This is a genomic window from Bradyrhizobium sp. HKCCYLRH2015, from assembly GCF_051168215.1.
Classification (GTDB): Bacteria; Pseudomonadota; Alphaproteobacteria; order Rhizobiales; family Xanthobacteraceae; genus Bradyrhizobium.
This window is the reverse complement of record NZ_JBNPUO010000003.1, coordinates 15066-40703: the sequence shown is the minus strand read 5'-3', so window position 1 is coordinate 40703 and position 25638 is coordinate 15066. Positions and strand designations below refer to the sequence as shown.

20 protein-coding genes are annotated in these 25638 nt (G+C 66.8%); 14 read left to right on the top strand and 6 right to left on the bottom strand.

From position 1 onward, the window contains the following. Positions 1-52: 52 nt before the first annotated feature. Both ACQR1H_RS08220 and ACQR1H_RS08215 read left to right on the top strand, forming a co-directional pair. A complete protein-coding gene (locus tag ACQR1H_RS08220) occupies positions 53-2452 on the top strand; it encodes a membrane-bound PQQ-dependent dehydrogenase, glucose/quinate/shikimate family (protein ID WP_434907399.1) in 2400 nt (799 codons plus the stop codon). Positions 2453-2696: 244 nt separating this feature from the next. Continuing rightward, positions 2697-4760, top strand: coding sequence for a putative bifunctional diguanylate cyclase/phosphodiesterase (locus tag ACQR1H_RS08215; protein WP_434890417.1), 2064 nt, complete (start codon positions 2697-2699; stop codon positions 4758-4760). Between the two features lie 13 nt (positions 4761-4773). Here ACQR1H_RS08215 and ACQR1H_RS08210 read toward each other — a convergent pair whose 3' ends face one another. Beyond that, positions 4774-5955, bottom strand: coding sequence for a substrate-binding domain-containing protein (locus ACQR1H_RS08210; protein WP_434907398.1), 1182 nt, complete (start codon positions 5953-5955; stop codon positions 4774-4776). A gap of 185 nt (positions 5956-6140) precedes the next feature. Between ACQR1H_RS08210 and ACQR1H_RS08205 the strand changes: the two genes are divergently transcribed. Next, positions 6141-6584 (top strand): MarR family winged helix-turn-helix transcriptional regulator, encoded by a 444-nt coding sequence (locus ACQR1H_RS08205; protein ID WP_315735215.1) that lies wholly within the window; start codon positions 6141-6143, stop codon positions 6582-6584. 266 nt (positions 6585-6850) lie between these two features. Beyond that, positions 6851-8758, top strand: coding sequence for an acyl-CoA synthetase (locus tag ACQR1H_RS08200; protein ID WP_434907397.1), 1908 nt, complete (start codon positions 6851-6853; stop codon positions 8756-8758). Between the two features lie 170 nt (positions 8759-8928). Here the strand turns inward: ACQR1H_RS08200 and ACQR1H_RS08195 are convergent, their stop codons facing one another. Further along, entirely contained in the window at positions 8929-9960 is a 1032-nt protein-coding gene (locus ACQR1H_RS08195) for a glycerophosphodiester phosphodiesterase (protein WP_434907396.1), read from the bottom strand. Between the two features lie 207 nt (positions 9961-10167). On the opposite strand from ACQR1H_RS08195, the gene ACQR1H_RS08190 reads away from it, so the two are divergent. After that, on the top strand, positions 10168-11466 hold the full coding sequence (locus ACQR1H_RS08190; RefSeq protein WP_434907395.1) for a flavin-dependent oxidoreductase: 1299 nt from the start codon (positions 10168-10170) through the stop codon (positions 11464-11466). Positions 11467-11538: 72 nt separating this feature from the next. Beyond that, the gene (locus ACQR1H_RS08185) at positions 11539-12660 is read left to right on the top strand and encodes a glycoside hydrolase family 3 N-terminal domain-containing protein (RefSeq protein ID WP_316182897.1); all 1122 of its coding nucleotides are present in this window, start codon (positions 11539-11541) and stop codon (positions 12658-12660) included. A gap of 277 nt (positions 12661-12937) precedes the next feature. On the opposite strand, the gene secA is transcribed toward ACQR1H_RS08185, so the two are convergent. Then, entirely contained in the window at positions 12938-15790 is a 2853-nt protein-coding gene (gene secA / locus ACQR1H_RS08180) for a preprotein translocase subunit SecA (RefSeq protein WP_434873405.1), read from the bottom strand. A 392-nt stretch (positions 15791-16182) separates the two neighbouring features. On the opposite strand from secA, the gene ACQR1H_RS08175 reads away from it, so the two are divergent. Together ACQR1H_RS08175 and argJ are read left to right on the top strand one after the other, a co-directional pair. Further along, positions 16183-17100: a peptidylprolyl isomerase gene (locus ACQR1H_RS08175; RefSeq protein WP_316216846.1), complete on the top strand. Its 918-nt coding sequence runs from the start codon at positions 16183-16185 to the stop codon at positions 17098-17100. A 281-nt stretch (positions 17101-17381) separates the two neighbouring features. Then, positions 17382-18623 (top strand): bifunctional glutamate N-acetyltransferase/amino-acid acetyltransferase ArgJ, encoded by a 1242-nt coding sequence (argJ, locus tag ACQR1H_RS08170; protein ID WP_434840282.1) that lies wholly within the window; start codon positions 17382-17384, stop codon positions 18621-18623. 60 nt (positions 18624-18683) lie between these two features. Here argJ and ACQR1H_RS08165 read toward each other — a convergent pair whose 3' ends face one another. After that, complete coding sequence (locus tag ACQR1H_RS08165) at positions 18684-20012, bottom strand: TadE/TadG family type IV pilus assembly protein (protein WP_434907394.1); 1329 nt, start codon at positions 20010-20012, stop codon at positions 18684-18686. A gap of 180 nt (positions 20013-20192) precedes the next feature. Here ACQR1H_RS08165 and ACQR1H_RS08160 point away from each other — a divergent pair, with 180 nt between their 5' ends. Next, entirely contained in the window at positions 20193-20603 is a 411-nt protein-coding gene (locus tag ACQR1H_RS08160; protein ID WP_315800615.1) for a (deoxy)nucleoside triphosphate pyrophosphohydrolase, read from the top strand. A gap of 117 nt (positions 20604-20720) precedes the next feature. On the opposite strand, the gene ACQR1H_RS08155 is transcribed toward ACQR1H_RS08160, so the two are convergent. Continuing rightward, the gene (locus tag ACQR1H_RS08155; protein ID WP_434898404.1) at positions 20721-21578 is read right to left on the bottom strand and encodes a methyltransferase domain-containing protein; all 858 of its coding nucleotides are present in this window, start codon (positions 21576-21578) and stop codon (positions 20721-20723) included. Positions 21579-21656: 78 nt separating this feature from the next. On the opposite strand from ACQR1H_RS08155, the gene ACQR1H_RS08150 reads away from it, so the two are divergent. The 5 genes from ACQR1H_RS08150 (at position 21657) to ACQR1H_RS08130 (ending at position 24702) form a co-directional block, all read left to right on the top strand. Then, on the top strand, positions 21657-22460 hold the full coding sequence (locus tag ACQR1H_RS08150) for a ComF family protein (protein WP_434907393.1): 804 nt from the start codon (positions 21657-21659) through the stop codon (positions 22458-22460). A 29-nt stretch (positions 22461-22489) separates the two neighbouring features. Beyond that, positions 22490-22765, top strand: coding sequence for a glutaredoxin 3 (gene grxC, locus ACQR1H_RS08145; protein WP_316216850.1), 276 nt, complete (start codon positions 22490-22492; stop codon positions 22763-22765). Continuing rightward, positions 22762-23640 carry a carbon-nitrogen hydrolase family protein gene (locus tag ACQR1H_RS08140; protein ID WP_316182888.1) on the top strand — a complete coding sequence of 293 codons (879 nt, stop codon included), beginning with the start codon at positions 22762-22764 and terminating at the stop codon, positions 23638-23640. The genes grxC and ACQR1H_RS08140 overlap by 4 nt, the downstream gene beginning before the upstream one ends. Then, positions 23637-24125, top strand: coding sequence for a DUF1178 family protein (locus tag ACQR1H_RS08135; RefSeq protein ID WP_316182887.1), 489 nt, complete (start codon positions 23637-23639; stop codon positions 24123-24125). Before ACQR1H_RS08140 ends, ACQR1H_RS08135 begins: the two co-directional genes overlap by 4 nt. Positions 24126-24264: 139 nt before the next feature. Next, on the top strand, positions 24265-24702 hold the full coding sequence (locus ACQR1H_RS08130) for an EamA family transporter (RefSeq protein ID WP_316216851.1): 438 nt from the start codon (positions 24265-24267) through the stop codon (positions 24700-24702). Here the strand turns inward: ACQR1H_RS08130 and ACQR1H_RS08125 are convergent, their stop codons facing one another. Continuing rightward, positions 24703-25602 (bottom strand): EamA family transporter, encoded by a 900-nt coding sequence (locus tag ACQR1H_RS08125; protein WP_315800622.1) that lies wholly within the window; start codon positions 25600-25602, stop codon positions 24703-24705. Positions 25603-25638: the final 36 nt, after the last annotated feature.

Sequence of the window (25638 nt, the reverse complement as noted above, 5' to 3'; positions counted from 1 at the left end):
CGCGGCTGCGGCGTCGCGCCGCGGCCTGTCATCATCAGCCTGGAGCCGCGCAATGGCCGCAGCCCGCCATCTGCAGCGCGCGCCGCTGCTCACCTTCACCGCGATCGTTGTCGGCCTGATGGGCCTCGCGCTGCTCGCCGGCGGGGCGTGGCTCGCCGCGATCGGCGGCTCACCGTATTACCTGGTCGCAGGCCTCGCGCTGCTGGTCGTCGCGGTGCTGCTGTGGCGGCGGCATGCGGCGGCGCTGTGGATCTACGCGGTGCTGCTGCTGGGCACGATGATCTGGGCGATCTGGGAGGTCGGGCTGGATTTCTGGTCGCTGGCGCCGCGCGGCGACGTGCTGGTGCCGCTCGGCGTCTGGCTGCTGCTGCCATTCATCACGGCGCATCTGGTGGGCGACATGCGCGCGGCGCGCTGGGGGCTCGTGGCCGTGCTTGCGGTGGCCGTGGTCGTGCTCGGCGCCTCCCTGCGCGGCGATCGTTTCGGCGCCGATGGCGCGCTGCCGCAGGCCGCGGCGGCGACGGCCGGCACCGATACCGCGCCCGCCGAGGCGCAGGCGGACTGGACCGCCTATGGCGCGACCAATTTCGGCACGCGCTTCTCGAGCCTGAAGCAGATCACACCCGACAATGTGAAGACTCTCAAGCTCGCGTGGGAATTCCGCACCGGCGACCGCAAAGGGCCCGACGATCCCGACGAGTTCACCAACGAGGTCACGCCGCTGAAGATCGGCGATCTGCTCTACACCTGCTCGCCGCATCAGATCGTGTTCGCGCTCGATGCCGCCACCGGCAAGCAGCGCTGGACGTTCGATCCGAAGATCGAGCATCACAAGAATTTCCAGCACATGACCTGCCGCGGCGTGGCCTATCACGAGACCAAGCCGGGCGCGGTCGACGTGTCAGGTGCCGCCGCGCCCGGCGAATGCGCCAGGCGCATCTTCCTGCCGACCAATGACGGAAGGCTGTTTGCGCTCGACGCCGACAGCGGCAAGCCATGCGAGGGCTTTGGCGAGCACGGCCAGATCGATCTCAAGGCCGGCAACGAGATCACCACGCTCGGCTTCTACGAAGGCACCTCGCCGCCGGTCGTCACCGACAAGGTCGTGATCATGGCCGGCGCCGTGATCGACAACTACTCCAACAAGGTGCCGTCGGGCGCGATCCGCGGCTTCGACGTCTACACGGGCAAGCTGCTGTGGGCGTTCGATCCCGGCAATCCCGATCCCAACGAGATGCCGTCGGCCACGCATCACTTCACGCCGGGCTCGCCGAACGGCTGGAGCGTCGGCGCGGCCGACGAGGCGCTCGGCCTGGTCTACATCCCGCTCGGCTCGAGCTCGCCGGACATCTGGAGCGGCAACCGCTCGGCCGACAACGAGCGCTATGATTCGGCGCTGGTGGCGCTGGACATCGCCACGGGAAAATTGCGCTGGTCGTTCCAGAATGTGCATCATGATCTGTGGGACATGGACATGCCGTCACAGCCGAGCCTGGTCGACATGCCCGGCAAGGACGGCGTGGTGCCGGCGATCTACGTGCCGGCCAAGACCGGCAACATCTTCGTGCTCGATCGCCGCGACGGGCATCTGCTGGTCCCCGCGCCGGAGAAGCCGGTGCCGCAGGGTGCTGCGCCCGGCGACCGGCTGTCGCCGACGCAGCCGTTCTCCGAACTGAGCTTCCGGCCGCGCCAGGAGCTTTCGGGCGCGCAGATGTGGGGCGCGACGATGTTCGATCAGTTGGCGTGCCGCATCATGTTCAAGCGGCTGCGCTACGAAGGGCCGTTCACGCCCCCCTCCGAGCAGGGCACGCTGGTCTATCCCGGCGATTTCGGCATGTTCGAGTGGGGCGGCATCGCCATCGATCCCGTTCGGAAGATCGCGATCGCCAATCCGCAGTCGATCCCGTTCGTGTCGCGGCTGGTGCCGCGCGGCAAGGACAATCCGGCCGAACCCAACGCCGCGCATCCGCCGGGCACCGAGCTCGGCGTGCAGCCGATGTACGGCACGCCCTACGGCGTCTCGCTCGGCATCTTCCTGTCGCCGCTCGGCATCCCCTGCATGGCGCCGCCCTGGGGCAGTCTCGCCGCCATCGACCTCAAGACCAACGCGATCGTCTGGCAGCACCGCGTCGGCACCATCCGCGACCAGGCGCCGCTGCCGCTGCCGTTCAAGCTGGGCGTACCGATGCTCGGCGGCCCGATGGTCACTGCGGGCGGCGTCGCCTTCCTGACCGGCACCATGGACGACTACATCCGCGCCTTCGACGTCAAGGACGGCCGCCTGCTGTGGCAGGACCGGCTGCCGGCCGGCGGCCAGTCGACGCCGATGACCTACGAGGCCGGCGGCAAACAGTATGTCGTCACCGTCGATGGCGGGCACGGCTCGTTCGGGACCAAGCTCGGCGACTATGTGCGGGCCTACGCGCTGCCCGGCAACGTCGCCAGCAAATAGTCCCGCGTGTTCCAGCTCCGCAAAGAGTCGCGCATGGCGTTGGCAGTTTCGTCACGATGTCCCAGGTTCCATGGCGAAACCCAGCGCCGGCGGCCGGCGGCTTAATCATCGGCTGTCCGACCTCGTGCATGACTCGGCGCGGGCAGAGGTGCTGCCCGCGTTGACGCTTCGCTAACCGCGATTCCGCGCGCGCCAAAACCCGTCCCGCCGCGGAGCGTAGCTGGCTGCGTGAGGTAAATTGCCGATGTTGACGATTCTGTCCTGCCTGCCCGCCGATCATGATCTGCGCTACGTCGCCGCCGCGCTGCTGGTCTGCGTGCTCGGCTCCCTGCTGTCGATGCGGCTGCTGGCGCGCGTCCGCCGCAACATCGGCCTGCGACGCTTCCATCTGCTGTTCCTGGCCGGGCTGGTCGCCGGCGGCACGGTCTGGACGACGCATTTTGCCGCCATTCTCGGCTACGACGCATCCGGCAACCGTTCGTTCGAGGCGGGGCTCACGTTCGCTTCGCTCGGCCTCGCCGTGGTGTTTTCCTGGCTGGGCTTCTTCATCACCACGCGGACGCAGCGCGGCCCGCTGATCGAGGCCGGCGGCGCCGTGTTCGGGCTGGGCATCGCCGCGATGCATTACACCGGCATGGGCGCGCTCAATCTCGACGGCATCCGAACCTGGCACGCGCCGGCGATCTGGCTCTCGGTCGTGCTGGCGACGGGCTTCGGCACCGTCGCCGCCAACCGCATCGCCCGTCCCGTCACACGGTTCTGCAAATATGGCAGCTCGCTGGCGATGGTGCTCGCGATCCTGAGCCTGCATTTCACCGGCATGGCCGCGCTGACCTTGGCGCCGATGGCCGGCATCGATACCCCCGTGCAATCGCTGTCCGACAGCGTGATGCTGATCAGCATCGTCACCGGCATCGGCTTGATCATGGCGATGGCCGCCTCGGCCTATATGATCGATCTGCAGGCGGCGCAGGAGGCTGTCGAAGGCTATCGGCAGCTCGCGTTGCAGGATCCGCTGACCGGCTTGCCCAACCGCAACGGCCTCGGCCATCGGCTGGCGCCGCTGCTGACCGACGGCGACGAGACGGCGCACCTGGTGGTGCTCGCGATCGACCTCGACCGCTTCAAGGACATCAACGACGCGCACGGCCATGCCGCGGGCGATGCCGTGCTGACGATGATCGCTCAGCGTATTGCATCGACGCTGCAGCCCGGCGAGTTCCTGGCGCGGATCGGCGGCGACGAGTTCGTCGCGGTCAAGAGCGAGATCTTCGCGCGCACCGAGGCGGCGAAGTTCGCCGAGCGGATGCGCACGCTGGTGCTGGCGCCCGTCGAGTGGGAGGAACGCAGCCTCTCGGTCGGCTGCAGCATCGGCATCGCGCTGCATCCCGACCACGGCCTCACCGCCGACGAGCTGCTCACCCGCGCCGACCTCGCGATGTACCGCGCCAAGAGTCTCGGCCAGGGCAAGATCTGCACCTATGAGCCGTCGATGGACGAGGCCAGCCGGCGCCGCGCCGAGCTCGCCATCGACCTCAAGCGCGCGCTGGTGCGCAACGAGTTCGAGCTGCACTACCAGGTGCAGAACGACACGCAGAGCGGCGGCATCATCGGCTTCGAGGCGCTGCTGCGCTGGAATCACCCGGTGAAGGGCCGCGTGCCGCCGAACGATTTCATTCCGATGGCCGAACAAACCGGGCTGATCGTCGACATCGGCGACTGGGTGCTGCGCACCGCCTGCGCCACCGCCGCGAGCTGGAGCCAGCCGTTCAAGGTCGCCGTCAACGTCGCGCCGATGCAGCTCAACCACGACCTGCCGAAGCGCGTCGCCGAGGTGCTGCGCGAGACCGGATTGGCGCCGGAGCGGCTGGAGATCGAGCTGACAGAAACGGGCATCATCGCCGACCGCCAGCACGCGCTACAGGTAATGCAGGCGCTGAAGGCCATCGGCGTCACGGTGGCGATGGACGATTTCGGCACCGGCTACTCGTCGCTGTCGACGCTGCAGGTGTTTCCGTTCGACAAGATCAAGGTCGACAAGAGCTTCATCCAGTCGGTCGAGACCAGCGTGCACGCCGCGGCGATCGTCAAGGCGACCCTGCTGCTCGGGCGCAGCCTCAACATCCCCGTGCTGGCCGAGGGCGTCGAGACCGAGCAGCACCTCGCCTTCCTGCGCGAGGAGGGCTGCAGCAGCGTGCAGGGCTTCCTGTTCGGCAAGCCGATGCCGCAGGAGGCGATCAGCCGGATGATCCGCGACGTGCCGACAGCGCCGGCGCGCGCGCCTGCCAAGAGCGCTGCGGCTGCCTGAGCAGGCGGACGTCTCAGAAAGTTCGGATGATCTTGAAATCGAGCCCGTCGGCCGCGGCGAGATGCATCGCCATGCCGGCGCGGCCCTGCCGGATCGTCACCTCGCCGCGCGCGCCGGAATAGACGATGTTGCGGCCGGCGGCAGCGAGCGGTCGCAGGGACAGCGAGCCGGCGCGCTCGGCGGCGGCCTTCAGGAAGCGCAGGCCCTCGTAGTTCGACTGGCCGACCGATCCGACCGGCGGCGCTTGGGCGCCAAACATGGCGGTGTAGCGGCTCATGAACGCGTCATTGGCCTTGGAGCCGATGCAGCTGAAATAGCCGGAAGAGGTATACAGATTCTCGGTGTTGTCGGCGCCGATGCCGAGCAGCACCGTTTCGTCCACCGCGCCGGCGAGACGCAGCGTGGTCGCGGCGAGGCCCGACTCGCCGAAGGCGCGGTTGAAGGTGATGCTGTCGGTGCCGATCAGCGAGACCAGCACGACATCCGGCCGGGCGGCGCGGATGCGCGCCAGATGCGCCTGGTGATCATCCTCGCCCACCGGCACGAACTCCTCGCCGACCACCTGGCCGCCGGCCTCGGTGATGTAGGTCTTGGTCTGAAGATGCGACTGCCACGGCCAGACATAGTCGCTGCCGATCAGGTACCAGCGCCGGGCGCGCTTGTTCTCCGCCAGCCAGTGGATGGCAGGGCGCGTCTGGCTGTGCGGCGTCTCGCCGATCGCCATCACGCCGGGCGTGCGCTCGCCGCCTTCATAGACCGGCGTATACACATAGGGGATGCGGCCGCGGGTGAGCCGGCGCAGCGCCAGCCTGACCGCGCTGATATGCGAGCCCGTCACGACGTCGATATCGTCGAATTCGAGGGCATCCCTGGCGCGCTCGGCCACCTCGGCCACCGGGCCGCCGGAATCGTAGAACGACAATTCGATCTCGCGGCCGAGGATGCCGCCGCGGCGATTGATCTCGGACACCGCCAGCAGCGCGCTGTTGGTCGCGGCCGGCCCCCAGATGCCGGGCGAGCCGGAGAAGGTGAGGAAGTTGCCGATGCGCAGCCTGCTCCGGGAGCCGCGCCGCTGGAGATGGTCGGGATCGAAGGGGGCGAGTGCAGGAAGGCCGGCCCGCCGGGGCGGGCTCCTGAACAGCAGGGATGGCGGCAGACCGAAACGCCCGGCCGTGACAGATCCTGTCGAGAGCACACCCACTCCTTGGCCGCAACCGTGTCTGGCCCATTGTGGGCCGGCGGTCATACGCCGTCAAAATCAGCACGCGTTCGGCAAATATCCTATTCGAAAATGTTGAATGTTCAAGAATTGGGATGCATATAGATCGGGCAGCAACTGCCGGACATTCATTCAAGCCGGGACCGCAAGCGAAGTTCATCGTGGCCAAACCGCCCCATCCCAACACCCCCCTCACCGAACATCTCGCCTATCTGCTCGCGCAGGCCAACCGGGAGATCAACCGGCAGCTGGAATCGCGCCTCAGCACGGAAGGCGTGCCCGTCGAGCAGTGGCGCATCCTCAAGGTGCTCTCGGACGGCGAGGGACACTCGATGGGCGACCTCGCCGACGCGGTGCTGCTGAACCACCCGACCCTGACCAAGATGATCGACCGCATGGTGTCCGACTCGCTGGTCTACCGTCGCCAGGACGCCCACGACCGCCGCAAGGTGCTGATGTTCATCAGCGACCATGGCAAAGCGCTGTGCAAGCGGCTGAACTCGCTGGCGGCAAGCCAGGAAGCGCACATCCTGGAGAATTACGGCGACAAGGCCACCGGCGAGCTGAAGCGGCTGCTCGAAAATTTGATCGACGCGGCGAGCTGAGGAGGCGCTGCTTGAACGATCGATTCGCGGTACAGCGCATGGCGGGGCTCGATCCGGGTGAGCGACAGCGCGCTTCTCCCCAACTAACGCTGCAGCGCAGCGTTGCTGCGACAATTCTCCCGGAGTCCCCAATCATACCGGGATAGACGCAAGACGAATCCTCGCTCATCCTGTCCTCTCGCGATCGCGACGAACGGGCCGCAGAGCCCGCGCGCGATCACCGGCCGCATCGGCCGGACGAGGACACGACACCGGGAGGACAGGCCATGGGCATTCATCTGCTCGATCGCGCCATCGGCAGCGACTATCCGACATTCGCCAGCACCGCTGACATCCGCGCCTTCGAGCAGACGCCGTATGATGAACGCATCGCCGCGCGGAGCACCTATGAGGCGCTGAAATGCGGCGCGTCTGCCAATCCGGACGCGCCGGCGATCCAGTTTCTGCAGAATGCCGATCCCGCCGATACGCCGGTCGTGATCTCCTATCGCGACTTCGTCGCCAGGGTGACGCAGGCCGCGAACATGTTTCATGCGCTCGGCGTCGACCCTGACGACGTCGTCAGCTTCATGCTGCCTCTGGTGCCGGACGCGTTCGTCACGCTGTTCGGCGCCGAGGCGGCCGGCATCGCCAACCCGGTCAATCCGCTGCTCGAGCCGCACCAGATCGCCGAGATTCTCGATGCCGCCAAGACCAAGGTGCTGGTGGCGCTCGGTCCCCTGCCCGGCACCGACATCTGGCAGAAGGTGGAGAAGGTGCGCGGCGGCCTCAAGCACCTCAAGGCGATCGTGCAGGTGCATGGCGGCGGCGGTGATCCTGCCAACGGCATTCATGCCTTCAACGATTTGATCGGGCCGCAGCCGAGCGATCATCTGGTCAGCGGCCGGCAGATCAAGGCGAGCGACACCGCCGCCTATTTCCACACCGGCGGCACCACCGGCACGCCGAAGCTGGTGCGCCACAGCCATGGCAATCAGGTCTATCAGGCCTGGGGCGTCAACCTGATCCTGAAGGCCAAGCCCGGCGGCACCCTGCTGTTCGGCATGCCGCTGTTTCACGTCGGGGGATCGCTGACCCAGGCGCTGCAGACGCTGTCGGCGGGCGGCTGCCTCGTCGTGCTCTCCGGCGCCGGCTGGCGCAATCCGAACGCGGTGCGCAACATCTGGGGCCTGGTCGAGCGCTTCAAGCCGGAGACGCTGTCGAGCGTGCCGACCGTGCTGGCGGCGACGCTCGCGGTGCCGCAGGGCGATGCCGACATCTCCAGCCTGCGCTACGCCGCAGGCGGCGGCTCGGCGATTCCGGTCGCGGTCGGGCAGGCGATCATGGACAAGCTCAAGCTGCCGGTGATCGAGGTCTACGGCATGACCGAGACCGCGAGCGTGCACACCATGGCCTATCCGGACCAGCCGATCCGGCTCGGCTCGGTCGGCCTGCCCCTGCCTTACGCCAAGGTGCGGATCGTCAAGCTCGACGCCGATGGCCGTTACGAGCGCGATTGCGCACCGGATGAGATCGGAGTCGTCATCATGGCCGGGCCCGGCGTGTTCTCCGGCTATCTCGACGACGTCCACAACAAGGGCGCCTTCGTCGACGGCCATTGGGTCAACTCCGGCGATCTCGGCAGGCTCGATGCCGATGGCTTCCTGTGGATCACCGGCCGCGCCAAGGACCTCGTCATTCGCGGCGGCCACAACATCGATCCGGCGCCGATCGAGGAAATCCTGTTTCAGCATCCCTCGGTAGGCTTCGCTGCTGTCGTCGGCCAGCCCGACGCCTACGCCGGCGAGCTGCCGATCGGTTACGTCCAGCTGAAGCCTGGCGCGAGCGTGCAACCGGGCGAGCTGGAGGACTGGGTGCGCGCCCGCACGCCGGAGCGCGCCGCGGTGCCGGTGCAGATCATTCCGATCGATCCGATGCCGGTGACCGGCGTCGGCAAGGTGTTCAAGCCGCAGCTGCGCTGGGACGCCGCGACGCGGGTGTTCACAGGCGTACTGAAGCAGCTCACCGATCGCGGCGTCGATTGCAGCGTGAAGGTCGGCCCGCATGGCAGCCACGGCAGCATCGCGATGGTGACCTTGCGCAACGTGCCGGCGGAGAGCCGCGAGGCGATCGAGACCGAGGTGCACACGCTGCTGGCGCCGTTCGTGATCCGGCATGAGGTGGTGATGGGGTGAGCTGAGCGGCTCAATCTCGCCGACCGCCCGCAGTCGCGACGAATCCGGAATGACGAGATGGTCTTCGCGTTCTCAGCTCACGATTCCGGATTCGAGTCCTCCCGGCAAAGCGCTCCGCGATTGCCAAGAGGACTTGCCGCGGAATGCCCCTGCAAGGTCGTTGGCCACGATCACTTGGCTGGCGGCTTCGGTTCGGAGGAGTGCAGATGCAGCATACCACGCAGCTTCACCAGACCTTTTTGCATGGCGACGGAACGCAACAGATCCGGACGATCTGAAATGATGCCGTCGACACCGCCATCGATGAGCCGCGCCATGTCCTCGGGCTTGTTAACGGTCCACACCACGACGCTCAGCCCAAGCGCATGCGCTTCGCCGATCAGCTCCGGCGTGATGTCGGCGAAGTAGGGCGACCACACCTTGCCACCCGCCGCGTGAATCGTCCGCGGCAGCGAGCCGCCGTGATCGGCGGGGTCAAAGCCTGCGGTCCAGCGCGTCGCCTGGGTCAGCGACACGTTCGGCGCCTTGCCGTGCTGTATCGTCAGATACACGGTTGGAATGGCGGGCGCGCGCTGCTGCACCAGCTGCAGGGTGCGCCAGTCGAACGACTGGATCATGACCCGGCCCGAGAACTGCTCTGCATCGATCAGATCGAGCAGCAAAGTCACGAACCGCTGCGGGTCCGGCGCCTCCGCAGGAAAAGCAGGATCGAGCTTGGTCTCGATGTTGAGACGCACATGATCGTTGCCTGCGCGCCGCACGAGGTCGATGACCTCCTTCAACGTCGGAATTCGCCGTACCGAAGGATTCGTGCCGGACGGGGCCTGCTGCTCCGGAAACTGCTTGGCGTAGTCGCTGCCGGGACGGATCTGACTGACATCGTAGGACTGCACATCGGCCAACGGCAACTCGATCAAGAGCGGTCCGGGCGGCGCGACGTAGTTGCCGGCCGCGTCACGCGCAAGGTCGGGATGGAGCCGCCGCTCGTGCGACACCACGAGGACGCCGTCGCGGGTGACGCCGACGTCGAGCTCGAGCGTATCGACACGCCAGAGCAGTGATGCTGCAAAGGCCTGCAGCGTGTTCTCCGGAAAAAGGCCGCGCCCGCCGCGGTGAGCCTCGATATCGAAGGCCAGCGCCGGGCTCGCGACGCCGGCCAGCAGGAGAGCCGCCCAAAGGCAGAAAAAAAACGAGTGTCGCATGGCACCAGCCTACCACGGCGGCGCGGATTGCCCATTCCCCTTGTCTCCGCCGGCCTTCTGAACTAGGCCTTTTCCCTTCAGACCGGCAGACAATGCCGGCCGTGGATCGAGGGGAGGCGATCCGCGCGCGCTGCAGTGCCGCGCCCGCGTCCCCTTGGCCGTTCTTCGAACCTTGTTTCCCGAGTTCACGCGCGACGGACCATGCCCATGACCGATCTTCCTGTCATCATCGCCGGCGGCGGCATCGGCGGCCTGGCGACGGCGCTGACCCTGCAGCAGATCGGCGTGCCCTGCATCGTCTATGAGAGCGTGCGCGAGATGCGGCCGCTCGGCGTCGGCATCAATTTGCAGCCCAACGCGGTGCGCGAGCTGTATGATCTGGGCATCGGCGCTGACGATCTCGATCAGGTCGGCGTGCCCGCGAAGGAATGGGCGCTGGTCGGGCTGAACGGCAACGACATCTATTCCGAGCCGCGCGGGCTGCTCGCCGGGTACAACTGGCCGCAATATGCGGTGCATCGCGGCAAGCTGCACATGTTGCTGTACAGCCGGCTGGTGCAGCGGGCTGGCGCTGATTGCGTACGGCTCGGCAGCCGCGTCAGCGGCTATGAGAAGCACGCGGACGGCTCCGTGACCGCACGCATCGAGCATGCCGATGGGTCGCGCTCCGAGCAGCGCGGGCGGCTCTTGATCGGCGCTGACGGCATCCACTCGGCAATCCGGGCGCAGATGCACCCCACGCAGCCACCGATCCATTGGGGCGGCGCGGTGATGTGGCGCGGCGTCACCCGGGCGAAGCCGATGCGCACCGGTTCGTCCTTCGTCGGGCTGGGCACCCACCGCCATCGCGTCGTGGTCTATCCGATCTCGCATCCTGACCCGAAGACGGGGCTGGCGCTGATCAACTGGATCGCGGAAGTGACGATGGACAACACCGAGGGCTGGAAGCAGACCGGCTGGTTCCGCCAGGTGCCGGTGAGTGAGTTCGCGCATCATTTCGCCGGCTGGACCTACGACTGGCTTGACGTGCCCGCGCTGATCGCCCGCGCCGACGGCGCCTACGAGAACCCGATGATCGACCGCGATCCGGTCTCGACCTGGGTCGACGGCCCCGTCGCGCTGATGGGTGACGCCGCGCACGCGATGTATCCGACCGGCTCCAACGGCGCCAGCCAGGCGATCGTGGACGCGCGCGTGCTCGGCGCCTGCCTGCTGGTGCATGGCGTGACGCCCGCCGCGCTCGCGGCCTATGACGAGAAACTGTGCGGCCCGATCTCGCAGGTCATCCTGCGCAACCGCGGCGCCGGACCGTTCGGCCTGCTCAATCTGGTGGACGAGCGTTGTGGCGGGACGTTCACCGATATCGATGACGTGATCCCGCCGGCCGAACGCGACGCGTTCATGGCCGGCTACAAGAAGGCGGCCGGCTTTGCGATCGAGCAGCTGAACGCGGCGCCGCGGACGATTGCGGAAGGGGCAAGGGTCGGCGGTCTGGCGACGATCTGAGTCCTGCGGTCAGCGACGTGATCTGAACCGGTGAACCTGAGTCGCCGAAACAGCCGCCAAGCGGGGATCGCCATGCTCCGACGATTTGGTCGACGGTCCCTGGCGGCCGCATTCCTGACGCTGACGGGTCAGACCGGCCTTGCTGCCGACTGCAGCAAGAGACCGGCAACCGCGCAACTGGTCGGCCCGATGATCATGGCCGGTTTCTTCGGGACAAAGACATCGGATCCGGGATTTCAGCAAGTCCTGTCCGATCTCGAGGAGGGGCTGATCGGCGGCGTCGTCATCCTCGGCCGCAACGTCGGAACATCGGACGATCTCACCGCGATGATCGACCGGATCCGATCATGCAAATGCGCGTCTCCTCCGTTCATCGCCATCGACGATGAAGGAGGTACGGTCGAGCGGCTCGGATCGAATGTCGGCCTTGCGGAAACACCGTCGGCCGCAGAGGTCGCTCGCGGCTCCATCACGGCGGCGCGAAGCGCTTACACCGCGCTCGCCGAGAAGCTCGCGACGCTGCACATCAACATAAATCTCGCGCCGGTGGTGGACCTCAACACCAACCCGTCGAACCCGGTCATCGGGCAGCGGCAACGCAGCTATGGCGCCGACTCCGACGCCGTCGTGCGCTATGCGGCGGCGTTCATCCAGGCGCACCGAAAAAAAGGCATCCTGACGGTGCTCAAGCATTTTCCCGGGCATGGATCATCGACCGCCGACAGCCATGCCGGCATTGCCGACGTCACAACCACCTGGTCACCGGCAGAGTTGAAGCCGTACCGGCGGCTGATGAGGCGAGGGCTCGCCGGGGCGATCATGGTCGGACATCTGGCGAATTCCCGGCGATGGGGCGGCGTTGCCACCCAGAGCGACGGACATGCGATCGATCGCCTGCTGCGCCGCGACCTCGGCTACGACGGCGTGGTGATGACGGACGATCTCGCCATGAAAGCCATCCTCGATGCCAAGCCGCCGGCCGCCGCCGCCATCGACGCGGTCAAGGCGGGCGCGGATATCATCATGTTCACCAAATTGAGCGACGCGGATCAGACCTCCGACGTCGGCCGCGAGATCAATCGCGCGCTGACCGCCGCCGTCTGCTCCGGCGAGCTCAAGGCCGGCAACCTGCAACGCTCCGCCGCGCGCATCCGAAAGTGGACGTCGGGCTGGACGCAGCACGGCCGCTCGTAAGCACAGCATCACGCGCGCGTCGCCGTGCGCTGATCTCAGTCCCATGCTGCCAACAGGTGTGAGGCGGCATGCTGGAGCAAGCAGTGTGCCCAAGCACGCCGGCCTGTGGTTATGGATCCCGGCGTTCGCCGGGATGACGGCGGTGGGTTCGGCGCACAGCTCGATCAACAGCGTCATTGCGAGCGCTGCGAAGCAATCCAGAGTCGCGGGCGGGACTCTGGATTGCTTCGCTTCGCTCGCAACGACAATGGAGAGACTGCCGCGCGCAGACCCGCGCCTACGCGTACTTTCCGTGGCAGTGCTTGTACTTCTTGCCCGAGCCGCACGGGCAATCCTCGTTGCGGCCGATCTTGCCCCAGGTGGCGGGGTCGTTCGGGTTGCGCGCTTCGGCCGGGACCGGGGCTGCACCTGACGACGGCACGAGCGACACGTTGGCGAAGGCCATCTCGTCCTCGCCGGTGTTGGGATCCGCGTGGTGCGCCTGCATCGGCGGCAGCACCTGCTGCTGCTCCTCCGGCGGCACGATCTCGACCCGCATCAGCTGCGCGGTGACGGCCTCGCGCAGATGCGCGATCATGGCCTCGAACAGCGTGAAGGCTTCCGACTTGTACTCCTGCAACGGATCGCGCTGGCCGTAGCCGCGCAGGCCGATGACCTGGCGCAGATGATCGAGCATCACCAGGTGCTCGCGCCAGAGATGGTCGAGCGTCTGCAGCAGGATCGTCTTCTCGACGTAGCGCATCACGTCGGGGCCCCATTGCGCAACCTTGGCGGCCATGCGCTCGTCGGCGTGGGTCTCGATGCGCTTGAGCAGCTCCTCGTCGGCGATGCCCTCTTCCTTCGCCCATTCGTCGACCGGCAGGTCGAGGTCGAGCACGCGCTTCAGCTCCTCCTTCAGGCCGGCCACATCCCACTGCTCGGCATAGGCATGCTCGGGCACGTGCTTGCTGACGAGATCGTCGATGAAGGCATGGCGCATGTCGGTGATCGTTTCGACGACGCTCTCGTCCTGCATCAGCTCGACGCGCTGGTCGAAGATCACCTTGCGCTGGTCGTTCTGGACGTTGTCGAACTTCAGGAGGTTCTTGCGGATGTCGAAGTTGCGCGCCTCGACCTTCTGCTGCGCCTTCTCCAGCGCCTTGTTGATCCAGGGATGGATGATGGCCTCGCCTTCCTTCAGGCCGAGCCGGGTCAGCATGCTGTCGAGCCGGTCGGACCCGAAGATCCGCATCAGATCGTCTTCCAGCGACAGGAAGAACTTGGAGCGGCCGGGGTCGCCCTGACGGCCTGAGCGGCCGCGCAACTGGTTGTCGATGCGGCGGGATTCGTGCCGCTCGGAACCGATGATGTAGAGGCCGCCCGGCTTGGTCACGGTCTTGGCAGGCTTCGAGCCCTTGGCCGGCTCGATCTCGACCGTCTCCTCGGCCTTCAACACGATCTCGCGGAAGCGGGCGATGTCGGCCTTGATCTGCTCGATCTTGGCGGCCTTCTCGGCCTCATCAGTAATGCCACCGGTCTCCTGCTGGATGCGCATCTCCAAGGAGCCACCGAGCTTGATGTCGGTGCCGCGGCCGGCCATGTTGGTCGCGATCGTGATCGCGCCGGGCACGCCGGCTTCCGCCACGATATAGGCTTCCTGCTCGTGGAAGCGCGCGTTCAGCACCGCGAACAGCTTGGCCGGCTTGCCGGCGCGGGCCGCAGCATAGAGCTTGTCGAGCGCGCGCTCGCTGCCGAAATCGATCTGCTTGTAGCCGTGCTGCTTGAGATAGGCGGCCAGCACCTCGGACTTCTCGATCGAGGCGGTGCCGACCAGCACCGGCTGCAGGCGCGAATTCGCGCGCTCGATCTCGGCGAGGATCGCGGCGTATTTCTCCTGCTGGGTGCGATAGACCTCGTCATCCTCGTCGAGACGCGCGACCGGCAGGTTGGTCGGGATCTCCAGCACCTCGAGCTTGTAGATGTCGAACAGCTCGTCGGCCTCGGTGGCGGCCGTGCCGGTCATGCCGGCGAGCTTGGCGTACATGCGGAAGTAGTTCTGGAAGGTGATCGAGGCCAGCGTCTGGTTCTCGGGCTGAACCGGCTGATGCTCCTTGGCTTCCAGCGCCTGGTGCAGGCCTTCGGAATAGCGCCGGCCCGGCATCATGCGGCCGGTGAATTCGTCGATGATCACGACCTCGCCGTCGCGGACGATGTAGTCCTTGTCGCGGGTGAACAGCGTGTGGGCGCGCAGCGCCTGGTTGATGTGATGGACGACGGAGACGTTCTCGACGTCGTAGAGCGAGTCGCCCTTAAGCTGGCCGGCGTCGCGCAGCAGGGTCTCGATCTTCTCCATGCCGGCTTCGGTGAGCGTCACCGTGCGCTGCTTCTCGTCGACCTCGTAGTCGGTCTTGTCGAGCTTCGGCACGAAGGTGTCGATGGTGTTGTAGAACTCCGAGCGATCGTCGAGCGGGCCGGAGATGATCAGCGGCGTGCGCGCCTCGTCGATCAGGATCGAGTCCACCTCGTCGACGATCGCGAAATAGTGCCCGCGCTGGACCATGTCCTCCAGCCGGTACTTCATGTTGTCGCGCAGGTAGTCGAAGCCGTATTCGTTGTTGGTGCCGTAGGTGATGTCGCAGGCATAGGCCGCCTTGCGCTCGGCATCGTCGAGGCCGTGCACGATGACGCCGGTGGTCAGGCCGAGGAAGCCGTAGATCTGGCTCATCCAGCCGGCGTCGCGGCGGGCGAGGTAGTCGTTCACCGTCACGACGTGGACGCCCTTGCCGGCCAGCGCGTTGAGGTAGACGGCCAGTGTCGCCACCAGCGTCTTGCCTTCGCCGGTCTTCATCTCGGCGATGTCGCCCTCGTGCAGCACCATGCCGCCGATCAGCTGGACGTCGAAATGGCGCTGGCCGAGGGTGCGCTTGGAGGCCTCGCGGACGGTGGCGAAGGCCGGGACCAGGATATCGTCGAGGGTCTTGCCGTCGGCGAGCTGCGTCTTGAACTCCTCGGTGCGCGCCTTGAGCTGCTCGTCGGTCAGCTTGGCGAGCTCCGGCTCCAGCGCGTTGATGGCGTTGACACGGGACTGGTAGCCCTTGACGCGACGGTCGTTGGCGGAGCCGAATAGCTTGCGGGCGAGCGCGCCGATCATTGCTGAAATCCTGCCTCTATGGGGTCTGCTTAGCAGCCGTAACTCGTGGTTTGGGTTTGCTGTTCCCGACGTGATGCACCGCAGCACCCGCGCCAGCCTCGACCTTCGGCGCCGGGCGGCGTCCGCCAGATGAGTGGGAGACAGGCAAACCAGGGTTCAACGGCCAAAAACGCAGCAAAATAAGCGCTATCGCCCTTGAAGCGACCGGGGAGAGATATGGCTGGGGGGGAACGTTGTCAACGGCGCCCGACGGCGGGCCGTCGCCGCCAACATGTCGCCGATTTCACGAAATTGACAGACTTTTCGCGTTGCCAAGGCCCGGCGATTGGGCGAGTGTCCCGGCCGCCCTGAGGCCTCCCCCTCGAGCCCCCTCTTCTCAACAAGGATTTTCCATGACCACGTCGTTCCCGGTTACGAAAACCGGCCTGCGCCTCGGCCTTGCCACCGCTCTCGCCGGAAGTCTCGCGTTGTCCCTGCTTGCCGCGCCCGCACGCGCCGCCGACGATGCCAACCCGGTGCTGGCCAAGGTGAACGGCGCCGAGATCCGCAAGAGCGACGTGACGCTCGCCGAGGAGGAGCTCGGACAGAGCCTCGCGCAGATGGATCCGGCGACCAAGGACGAGAACGTGCTGTCGTTCCTGATCGACATGAAGCTGGTCGCCAAGGCGGCCGAGGACAAGAAGGTCGCCGACACCGAGGAGTTCAAGAAGCGCCTCGCCTTCACCCGCAACCGCCTGCTGATGGACAGCCTGCTCGCCACCGAGGGCAAGGCCGCGACCACGCCGGACGCGATGAAGAAGGTCTATGAGGAAGCCGCCAAGCAGATCGGCGGCGAACAGGAGGTCCACGCCCGCCACATTCTGGTGGAGACCGAGGACGAGGCCAAGGCCGTCAAGGCCGAGCTCGCCAAGGGTGCCGATTTCGCCGAGCTCGCCAAGAAGAAGTCCAAGGATCCCGGCGCCTCGGACGGCGGCGACCTCGGCTTCTTCACCAAGGAGCAGATGGTGCCGGAATTCGCCAACGTCGCCTTCTCGCTGGAGCCGGGCAAGATCTCCGATCCGGTGAAGACCCAGTTCGGCTGGCACGTCATCAAGGTGGAGGAAAAGCGCAGCCGCAAGCCGCCGGAGTTCGACCAGGTCAAGGGCCAGATCGAGACCTACGTCACCCGCAAGGCGCAGGCCGACTACGTCGGCAAGCTGCGTGAGGCCGCCAAGATCGAGCGTCTGGACAAGCCGGCCGCGACCGACGCGGCCAAGCCGGCGGACGCCAAGCCCGCCGATGCGAAGCCGGCCGAGCCGGCGAAGAAGTAAGCGGCATCGTCGCTTGGCTTGAGACGCGACGGCGCCATCTCAAAAGAGAGCCGTCACCGTCGCGTCACAAAAGGTGTCGTCCCGGCGAACGCCGGGACCCCTACCGCGTGATCTGTGGAACAGGCACGTGGCCAGTACCGAGCCTTACAACAACGCCCTGTGGTTATGGATCCCCGCGTTCGCGGGGATGACAGCGGAGTATTGGGAGCGCATCTACTCCCACAACGCCGACTGAGATGATACAGAGCGCTTCCCGCTCATCCCTGCCGGAAGCCTCTCCGATGTCCTCAGCCGTCTCCCCGCTCGCCCCCACCGATGTCCCCGACATGCCGGCGCTCGCCGGCGTCAAGCTCGCGACTGCGGCGGCCGGCATCCGCTACAAGAACCGCACCGACGTGCTGCTGGCGCTGCTCGATCCCGGCACCACGGTGGCCGGCGTGTTCACGCTGTCGAAATGCCCGTCGGCGCCGGTCGAATGGTGCCGGGCCAAGCTGAAGGGCGGCAAGGCGCGCGCGCTGGTGGTGAACTCCGGCAACGCCAACGCCTTCACCGGCAAGACCGGCAAGCAGTCGACGGCGCTGACGGCGGCCATCGCCGCCAAGGCGGTCGGCTGCAAGCAGGACGAGATCTTCCTGGCCTCGACCGGCGTGATCGGCGAGCCGCTGGATGCGACCAAATTCGACGGCGTGCTCGAAGGGTTGGCCGGCACCGCGGCGCCTGAGGACTGGATGGGCGCGGCGCGCGCCATCATGACCACCGACACCTTCCCGAAGGTGGCGACCGCCACCGTGAAGCTCGGCAAGGCCAGGGTGACGATCAACGGCATGGCCAAGGGCGCCGGCATGATCGCGCCAGACATGGCGACAATGCTGTCGTTCATCTTCACTGATGCGCCGATCACGGCCCCCGCACTGCAGGCGCTGCTCAAGGCCGGCGTCGAGGACACCTTCAACGCGGTGACGATCGACGGCGATACCTCGACCTCCGACACCCTGCTCGCCTTCGCCACCGGCGCCGCCGCGGCGAAGGGCGCGCCGAAGATCAGCCGCGCCAGCGATCCGCGCGCCAAAGCGTTCGTCAAGGCGTTCAACGCCGTGCTGGCCGACCTCGCCGAGCAGGTCGCGCGCGACGGCGAGGGCGCCCGCAAGCTGGTCGAGATCATCGTCGAGGGCGCCAAGAGCAAGCCGTCGGCGCGCAAGATCGCGATGTCGATCGCCAACTCGCCGCTGGTGAAGACCGCGATCGCCGGCGAGGACGCCAATTGGGGCCGCGTGGTGATGGCGGTCGGCAAGGCCGGCGAGCCGGCCGACCGCGACAAGCTCTCGATCTCGTTCAACGGCATCCGCGTCGCCTCGAAGGGCGCGCGCGATCCGTCCTATGACGAGGCGGAAGTCTCCGAGGCGATGAAGGCGCAGAAGGTGCAGATCAAGGTCGCGCTCGGCCTCGGCAAGGGCCGCGACCGTGTGCTGACCTGCGACCTGACCAAGGAGTATGTCGCGATCAACGGCGACTACCGGTCCTGATTCCGCAACCGACCGCGGCAAGGAAGCGCGCAAATGCCGGCGTGCTTCCTGCCAAATTGATCAACTCGCGATCCGTGCGTCGGCGACCGCCTTCTGGAACAGGGCCTTCATCGCCTCGGCGATGCCCTGGGTCGGCGACACCTCGAAGTAGAATCCATCCGAGGCGCAGGCCTGCATCTTCTGCGCGATCTCGCTGTTCGGCGACGGACCGAACGGCCCCTTGTTGAAGGGATCGATCCAGCTCATGTACCAGCTGTTGGTCGGCAGCTGCAGGTAGGTGGTGTAGAGCACCGCGATCTTGATGCCGCGGTTCTTGAGCGTGGTGCAGAGCGCCGGATTGATCGGCGACTGGCAGCGATTGCCGCTGGCCTTGGGCTTCAGGCAGGACGCGTTGCTCTCGTCCGCGACCCCGTCGGAGACGAAGAACAGGTATTTCAGCGGCGAGCCGGTGGTGCCGTCGCCGGGCGTCGCGATCTCGTTGTTGATGGCCGGGAATACCGAGGTGAACGGCGTATCCTTGTCGGCGGTGTAGGCGTCATTGTTGCCGTAGACGCCCATCAGGTCGATGTTGCCGGCGGCGCTCTTGGCGCTGGACAGGCTCGACGACAGCGAAAACAGCGCCCGCAATCCGATCGTCTTCGACGCCGCGCCGAAATCATAGATCGCCATGCGGAACTGGTTCGTATAGGTCTGCGTCTGCTGCGCCGTGTCCATCAGCTGCTGGGTGGCGTTGCGCAGCACGTCGATCCGGGTGGTGACGTTGAGCGTCTTGGCGAGGTTGTAGTAGTTGTTGGCGTCGTTGTAGTCGTGGCAGGCGAAGGCGCATTTGTCGGAGGTCGCATTGACCATCTTGGTCACGTCCGCCGGCGTCGCCGCCACGCCCATCGACGGCGAATTGTCGAGCAGCAGGTAGAAATCGATGTATCGCGGCATCGAGGCCTTGGCCGTCGACGAGCCCTGCAGGGTCATGGTCTTGAACCCGACGATGTTCATGAACATCATCGGCACGGTGGCCGAGAACGACACGGTGGCGGTCAGCACCGAGCCGGCCTTCTTCACCTCCGGCGTCAGACTGGTCAGCGTATAGCCCGACGTGCCGGACATGTTGCCGTTGAAGATCTTTGCCGCGTCGTCATTGCCGGCGGCAATCACGCCGTCCGAGGTCATCGTGCCCGCGGCGATGAAGGCCGGCGCGGTGCGGGACACTGCGCCGACCGAGGCAGCGTCGACCGCCGCCTGCAGCTTGGCGCGCATCTGGTTGGCGCGGCTGTAGTCGACGCCGCAGCCGACCGCGGTGATCAGCGGAACGCAGACGATCGCGAACGTCACTGCGACGTTGCCGCTGACGTCGCGGCGCAGGCGGCCGAGCAGGCTAGATAGAATTCGCATGAATGATGCCTAACAAACCATGAGGAGGCCACGGCGTTCACCCGTGAAAATACGCGGCCGGCCATTAAGGTTGGCTTATTTCAACCGTGGAAACGGGGCGCGAAACGGCCTAGGTTAAAATTCCCTCAACAGCGTGCCTGGTTCTCGGACCGGCGCATCCCTCTCGCAACCGATCGGATCATGCCCGACCTGAAACTCACGCTCGTCGTCGCCTGCGCGCTCGTCGACGCCGACAATCGTGTGCTGCTGGCGCAGCGGCCGCCCGGCAAGACGCTCGCGGGACTCTGGGAGTTTCCCGGCGGCAAGCTCGAGCCGGGTGAGCGCCCCGAAGCGAGCCTGATCCGCGAGCTCGACGAGGAGCTCGGCATCACCGTGCGCGAGGCCTGCCTCGCGCCGCTGACCTTTGCCAGCCACGCCTATGAGACGTTCCATCTGTTGATGCCGCTCTACATCTGCCGGCGCTGGGAAGGCCTGGTGACCGCGCGCGAGGGCCAGCAGCTGGCCTGGGTGCGGCCGAACAAGCTGCGCGACTATCCGATGCCGCCCGCGGACATTCCGCTGCTGCCGCATCTGATCGATTTATTGATGTAGCTGGGACGGCGCCCAACCTCACTCGTCATGCGCGGACTTGATCCGCGCATCCATCCTCTTCCGAAGACTCTCGAAGAGGATGGATCGCCGGGTCAAGCCCGGCGATGACGAGTCTGCTTACTCGCGATCACCGGCTCCCTGGCTCCGCTTCACCGCCGCTTCCAGGCTGGCGGTCGCCGATCCCGGCTTCAGCGGCTTCTGCTGGCTTTCGTGCGGAGCCCAGCCGGACAGCCAGACGATATCGAAGGTGGCGCGGATGCGGCCGTCGGGATCGGCGAAGCGCTCGGCATAGATTTCGGCCATCCGCAGCAAGGTCGCACGACGCAGTGGCGTGCGGCGGCGCTCGACCAGGCTGTTGGTCGCGCCCATGCGGCGGAGATCCTGCATCAGGCCGAACGCACTGGCATAGCGCACCACGACCCGGTCGACGTCGGTGACCGGCAGAGCAAAGCCGGCACGCTGCAACAGACCGCCGACATCGCGCAGATCGGCGAACGGGACGACACGCGGCGACACACCGCCCTCGCATTCGGCCTCGGCGGCCGCGAAGGATTGCCGGAGCTCGGTCAGCGTATCGCCGCCGATCATCGCCGCAAGCAGCAGACCATCTGGGCGCAAGGCCCGGCGAACCTGCACCAGCAGGCCGGGCAGGTCATTGACGAATTGGAACGCCAGCGCCGACAGCGCCAGATCGAGCGATTGCGGCGCCAGCGGCAGCGTCTCATCCGCCGTGGCGGGCGCCGCCAGATGGGCCAGTTGCGCAACACCGCCTGTGAGATGTGGCGCCAAACCGGCGCCGGGCGTCCAGATATCGGCGGCCGCATCGAACGACCGGTTCACCGCGGCGAGGCGGTCCGCGATGTCCTCGGCGACGCGCTCCAGCAGGAACGTCTCGGGCGCGCCCGCAGCCCGCCGCTGCCGCTGCGCAAGCAGGGGACGGTCGAACAGAATGGGAGCTGTCGCGGGCTGGGTCATCGGGGCTGGTTACGCCGATCCTGGTGGCCGGGCAATGCGCCGCTTGAGCGGCGCGGGTTGCGACGCTAGCCTCAACACATGGGCGTGACGTTTGCTCCAATCAGCGTCGGACGACTTCGTACAGCCGTAGGCGCGCTGCACGGCGGTCTCGCGCATGTCGCGAAGCTCGCACTCGACGTCGCGCTCCCCACACTGTGCATCGCCTGTCGCGAGCCGGTCGACGGCGAGGGCGTCTGTGCCGCCTGCTGGGGCAAGCTGTCGTTCATCGAGCGGCCTTATTGCCCCAAGCTCGGCATCCCCTTCGTCTACGATCCCGGTCCGGAGCTGTTGTCGATGGAGGCGATCGCGGCGCCGCCGGCCTATGCCCGCGCCCGCGCGGCGGTGCGCTATGACGAGGTCGCCCGCACCCTGGTGCATCAGCTGAAATATCAGGATCGCACCGATCTGGCGCCGATCGTGGGACGCTGGATGGCCCGCGCCGGCCGTGAGCTGCTGGCCGAAGCCGACCTCGTGGTGCCCGTGCCGCTGCACTGGCGGCGCGGGTTCAGCCGCCGCTACAACCAGTCCGGCGCGCTGGCGCGGGTGATCGCCCGGTCCAGCGGCGTCCGAATGCACGGCGATGCGCTGCGCCGGGTGCGGGCGACTGAGCAGCAGGTCGGCTTGTCGCGCGCCCAGCGCGCCAGCAATGTGCAGGGCGCATTCCAGGTATCTTCAGACCGCCTGCATGACGTGCAGGGGCGCCGCATCGTGATCGTCGACGACGTGCTGACCACCGGCGCGACGGTGGATGCCTGCGCCCGCGCTCTGCTGCGCGCCAAGGCGGCCGAGGTCAGCGTGCTGGTCTTCGCCCGGGTTGTCGATGCTCCCCGCGCCCCCATATAATCTGTCGTTCCGAAACAGCTGAGCGCGACATGACCGCTGCGATCGAAATCTATACCCGTCCGGGGTGCGGCTACTGCACGGCCGCCAAATCGCTCCTGACCCGCAAGAACGTTCCCTTTACCGAGCATGACGCGGGCAGGGATCCGACGATTCGGCAGAAGATGTATGATCGTGTCGGCCCGGGCTCGACCTTTCCGCAGATCTTCATCGGCCAGACCCATGTCGGCGGCTGCGACGATCTCTATGCGCTCGATCGCGAGGGCAGGCTCGACGCCATGCTGGCGGGAGACAAGGCGACATCATGAGCAACGACCGCAGCTTTACCGCCGCCATGGTGCAGATGCGCACCTCGCTCCTGCCCGAGCCGAGCCTCGAGCAGGGCACAAGGCTGATCCGGGAAGCGGTGGCGCAGGGCGCGGAGTACGTCCAGACGCCGGAAGTGAGCAACATGATGCAGCTCAACCGGACGGCGCTGTTCGAGCAGCTCAAGAGCGAGGCGGACGATCCCTCTCTCAAGGCCTATCAGGCGCTCGCGAAGGAGCTGGGCATCCATCTGCACATCGGATCGCTGGCGCTGCGCTTCTCGGCAGACAAGGCCGTGAACCGCTCGTTCCTGATCGGGCCCGACGGCAACGTGCTGGCGAGCTACGACAAGATCCACATGTTCGACATCGACCTGCCGGGCGGCGAGAGCTATCGCGAGTCCGCCAATTATCAGCCGGGCGAGACGGCCGTGATCTCGGATCTGCCCTGGGGCCGTCTGGGGCTGACGATCTGCTACGACGTGCGCTTCCCGGCGCTGTATCGCGCGCTGGCCGAGAGCGGCGCCTCGTTCATCAGCGTGCCCTCAGCGTTCACCCGCAAGACCGGCGAGGCGCACTGGCACACTCTGCTGCGCGCCCGGGCCATCGAGACCGGCTGCTTCGTGTTCGCCGCCGCCCAGTGCGGCGTGCACGAGAACAAGCGCGAGACCTTCGGGCATTCGCTGATCATCGATCCCTGGGGCGAGATCCTCGCGGAGGGCGGCGTCGAGCCCGGCGTCATCATGGCGCGGATCGATCCCGCGCGGGTCGAGAGCGTGCGCCAGACCATTCCTTCGCTGCAGCACGGCCGCCGGTTCGGCATCGCCGACCCCAACGCGGGTCCGGACTATCTGCACCTGGTGCGGGGCTCGGCATGATTCGCTACGCGCTGCGCTGCGAGCGTGACCACACGTTCGAAAGCTGGTTCCAGAGTTCCTCGGCCTACGATTCGCAGGTGAAGCGCAAGCTGGTGGAATGCCCGGCCTGCGGCTCGACCAAGATCGAGAAGGCCATCATGGCGCCGCGCATCGTCAGCAAGAAGGGCCGCGACGCGGCGCCCGTGCCTGCCGCGCCTGCTCCGGTACCGACGCCCGCCCAGGAGGTCATTCCGCCCGGATCGACGTCGCTGATGATGGCGCAGGAGCGCGAGCTGCGCGCCAAGCTCAAGGAGCTGCGCGACCACATCGTCAAGAACGCCGACGATGTCGGCGAGCGTTTCCCGACGGAGGCGCGCAAGATGCATTACGGCGAGACCGAGCACCGGCCGATCTATGGCGAGGCTTCGCTCGACGAGGCCCGCGAACTGATCGAGGAAGGCATCGAGGTCGCGCCGATCCCGGTGCTGCCCGACGACCGGAATTGACCGGCGGGGCTCGTCACTCGGCGGCAGCCGGCCGTGATGCGCGCACGATCTCGGCAATCTTTCCGGCATTGCGAGCGCCGCGAAGCAATGACGGTTGAAATGTCTCGACCTCAACTGCGACCTTCCTCCGAGAGATGAGATGTTCCCCCTCTCCTCCTCCTGGCAGCTCTGGGCCCTCCTCTCGGCTCTGTTCGCGGCCCTCACCGCCATCTTCGCCAAGGTTGGCGTCGAGGGTCTCAACTCCGATCTCGCCACGCTGATCCGCACCGCGATCGTGCTGGTGACGCTGGCGCTGATCCTGTTCGCGACCGGCCAGCTGACGAGCCCCGGCCCGATCTCGATGAAGAGCTGGCTCTTCCTGACGCTGTCGGCGCTCGGCACCGGCGCCTCGTGGCTGTGCTATTTCCGCGCCCTGAAGCTCGGGCCGGCGACGCTGGTCGCGCCGATCGACAAGCTCAGCGTCGTGCTGGTCGCCTTGTTCGGGGCCGTGTTTCTCGGCGAGCGACCGAGTCCCCAGGGCTGGATCGGCATCGCGCTGATCGCGGCCGGTGCCGTGCTGATCGCGCTCAAGGGTTGACTACACCGCGATCAGCAGCGCCACCCCGGCGACGATCAGCGCGATGCCGCCGATCTCGCGCAGCGAAACCGGCTGCTTGAACGAGTAGTACGACACGCCTTGCGCGAACAGCACCTCGATCAGCGCCAGCGTGCGGACATTGGCGGCCGCGGTCAGCGCAAACGCCAGGAACCAGAATTGCGACGCGAAGGCGCCGACGAAGCCGGCCATCATCGACGGCCGCCACAGCGACAGGATCCCGCGCAGGATGCCGGGGGCGCGCGCCAGCAGATAGACGGTGAGGAGCGCCGTCTGCACGAACAGGCCCCAGACCAGCGTGTAGGACGCCGCCGTGACGAAGGAGACGCCGTCGACGGTGATGATGGCACCGCGGAAGCCGACGGCCGACAAGGCGAACGCGGCGGCTGCGACGAGTCCGGTCACCGTCGGCTTCAACTCTGCGAAGCCCTTCTCGCCACCGGGACGCAGCGCGGTGATAACGACGCCGATGGTGGCGATCAGGATGGCGACCAGCTTCGGCAGCGAGAGCGGATCACCGAGGAAGATGAAGCCGAAGATCGCGGTCTGGATCGCCTCGGTCTTCAGATAGGCGGTGGTGACGACGAACGAGCGATCGGTCATCGCCAGCAGCATCAGCCCGGTGGCGATGATCTGGCTGAGCGCGCCGAGCAGCAGCCACGGCCAGAACACAGCAGGCGGCCATGGCAGATGGTCGCCGGTGGCCAGCAGCACCACGGTCAGGAACACCAGCGAGAACGGAAAGCCGAACAGGAAGCGGATATTGGTCGCACCCCAGGTGCCGAGCTTCGCCGTCAGCGACCGCTGCATCGCGTTGCGCGCGACCTGGCCGGCGGCGGCGACCAGGGTGAAGGGAATCCAGAGGGAGGCGATGGAGAGCATGGGGCACGGAGCGGCTATGAGGGCCGGCCACCGTGA

Coding starts and splice junctions, on each gene's coding strand:
- ACQR1H_RS08135 (WP_316182887.1), top strand. CDS start 23,637: ATGATTCGCTACGCGCTGCGCTGCGAGCGTGACCACACGTTCGAAAGC.
- ACQR1H_RS08140 (WP_316182888.1), top strand. CDS start 22,762: ATGAGCAACGACCGCAGCTTTACCGCCGCCATGGTGCAGATGCGCACC.
- ACQR1H_RS08220 (WP_434907399.1), top strand. CDS start 53: ATGGCCGCAGCCCGCCATCTGCAGCGCGCGCCGCTGCTCACCTTCACC.
- ACQR1H_RS08130 (WP_316216851.1), top strand. CDS start 24,265: ATGTTCCCCCTCTCCTCCTCCTGGCAGCTCTGGGCCCTCCTCTCGGCT.
- ACQR1H_RS08185 (WP_316182897.1), top strand. CDS start 11,539: ATGCTCCGACGATTTGGTCGACGGTCCCTGGCGGCCGCATTCCTGACG.
- ACQR1H_RS08155 (WP_434898404.1), bottom strand. CDS start 21,578: ATGACCCAGCCCGCGACAGCTCCCATTCTGTTCGACCGTCCCCTGCTT.
- ACQR1H_RS08190 (WP_434907395.1), top strand. CDS start 10,168: ATGACCGATCTTCCTGTCATCATCGCCGGCGGCGGCATCGGCGGCCTG.
- ACQR1H_RS08200 (WP_434907397.1), top strand. CDS start 6,851: ATGGGCATTCATCTGCTCGATCGCGCCATCGGCAGCGACTATCCGACA.
- argJ (WP_434840282.1), top strand. CDS start 17,382: ATGTCCTCAGCCGTCTCCCCGCTCGCCCCCACCGATGTCCCCGACATG.
- ACQR1H_RS08175 (WP_316216846.1), top strand. CDS start 16,183: ATGACCACGTCGTTCCCGGTTACGAAAACCGGCCTGCGCCTCGGCCTT.
- secA (WP_434873405.1), bottom strand. CDS start 15,790: ATGATCGGCGCGCTCGCCCGCAAGCTATTCGGCTCCGCCAACGACCGT.
- ACQR1H_RS08125 (WP_315800622.1), bottom strand. CDS start 25,602: ATGCTCTCCATCGCCTCCCTCTGGATTCCCTTCACCCTGGTCGCCGCC.
- ACQR1H_RS08150 (WP_434907393.1), top strand. CDS start 21,657: ATGGGCGTGACGTTTGCTCCAATCAGCGTCGGACGACTTCGTACAGCC.
- ACQR1H_RS08165 (WP_434907394.1), bottom strand. CDS start 20,012: ATGCGAATTCTATCTAGCCTGCTCGGCCGCCTGCGCCGCGACGTCAGC.
- grxC (WP_316216850.1), top strand. CDS start 22,490: ATGACCGCTGCGATCGAAATCTATACCCGTCCGGGGTGCGGCTACTGC.
- ACQR1H_RS08195 (WP_434907396.1), bottom strand. CDS start 9,960: ATGCGACACTCGTTTTTTTTCTGCCTTTGGGCGGCTCTCCTGCTGGCC.
- ACQR1H_RS08215 (WP_434890417.1), top strand. CDS start 2,697: ATGTTGACGATTCTGTCCTGCCTGCCCGCCGATCATGATCTGCGCTAC.
- ACQR1H_RS08160 (WP_315800615.1), top strand. CDS start 20,193: ATGCCCGACCTGAAACTCACGCTCGTCGTCGCCTGCGCGCTCGTCGAC.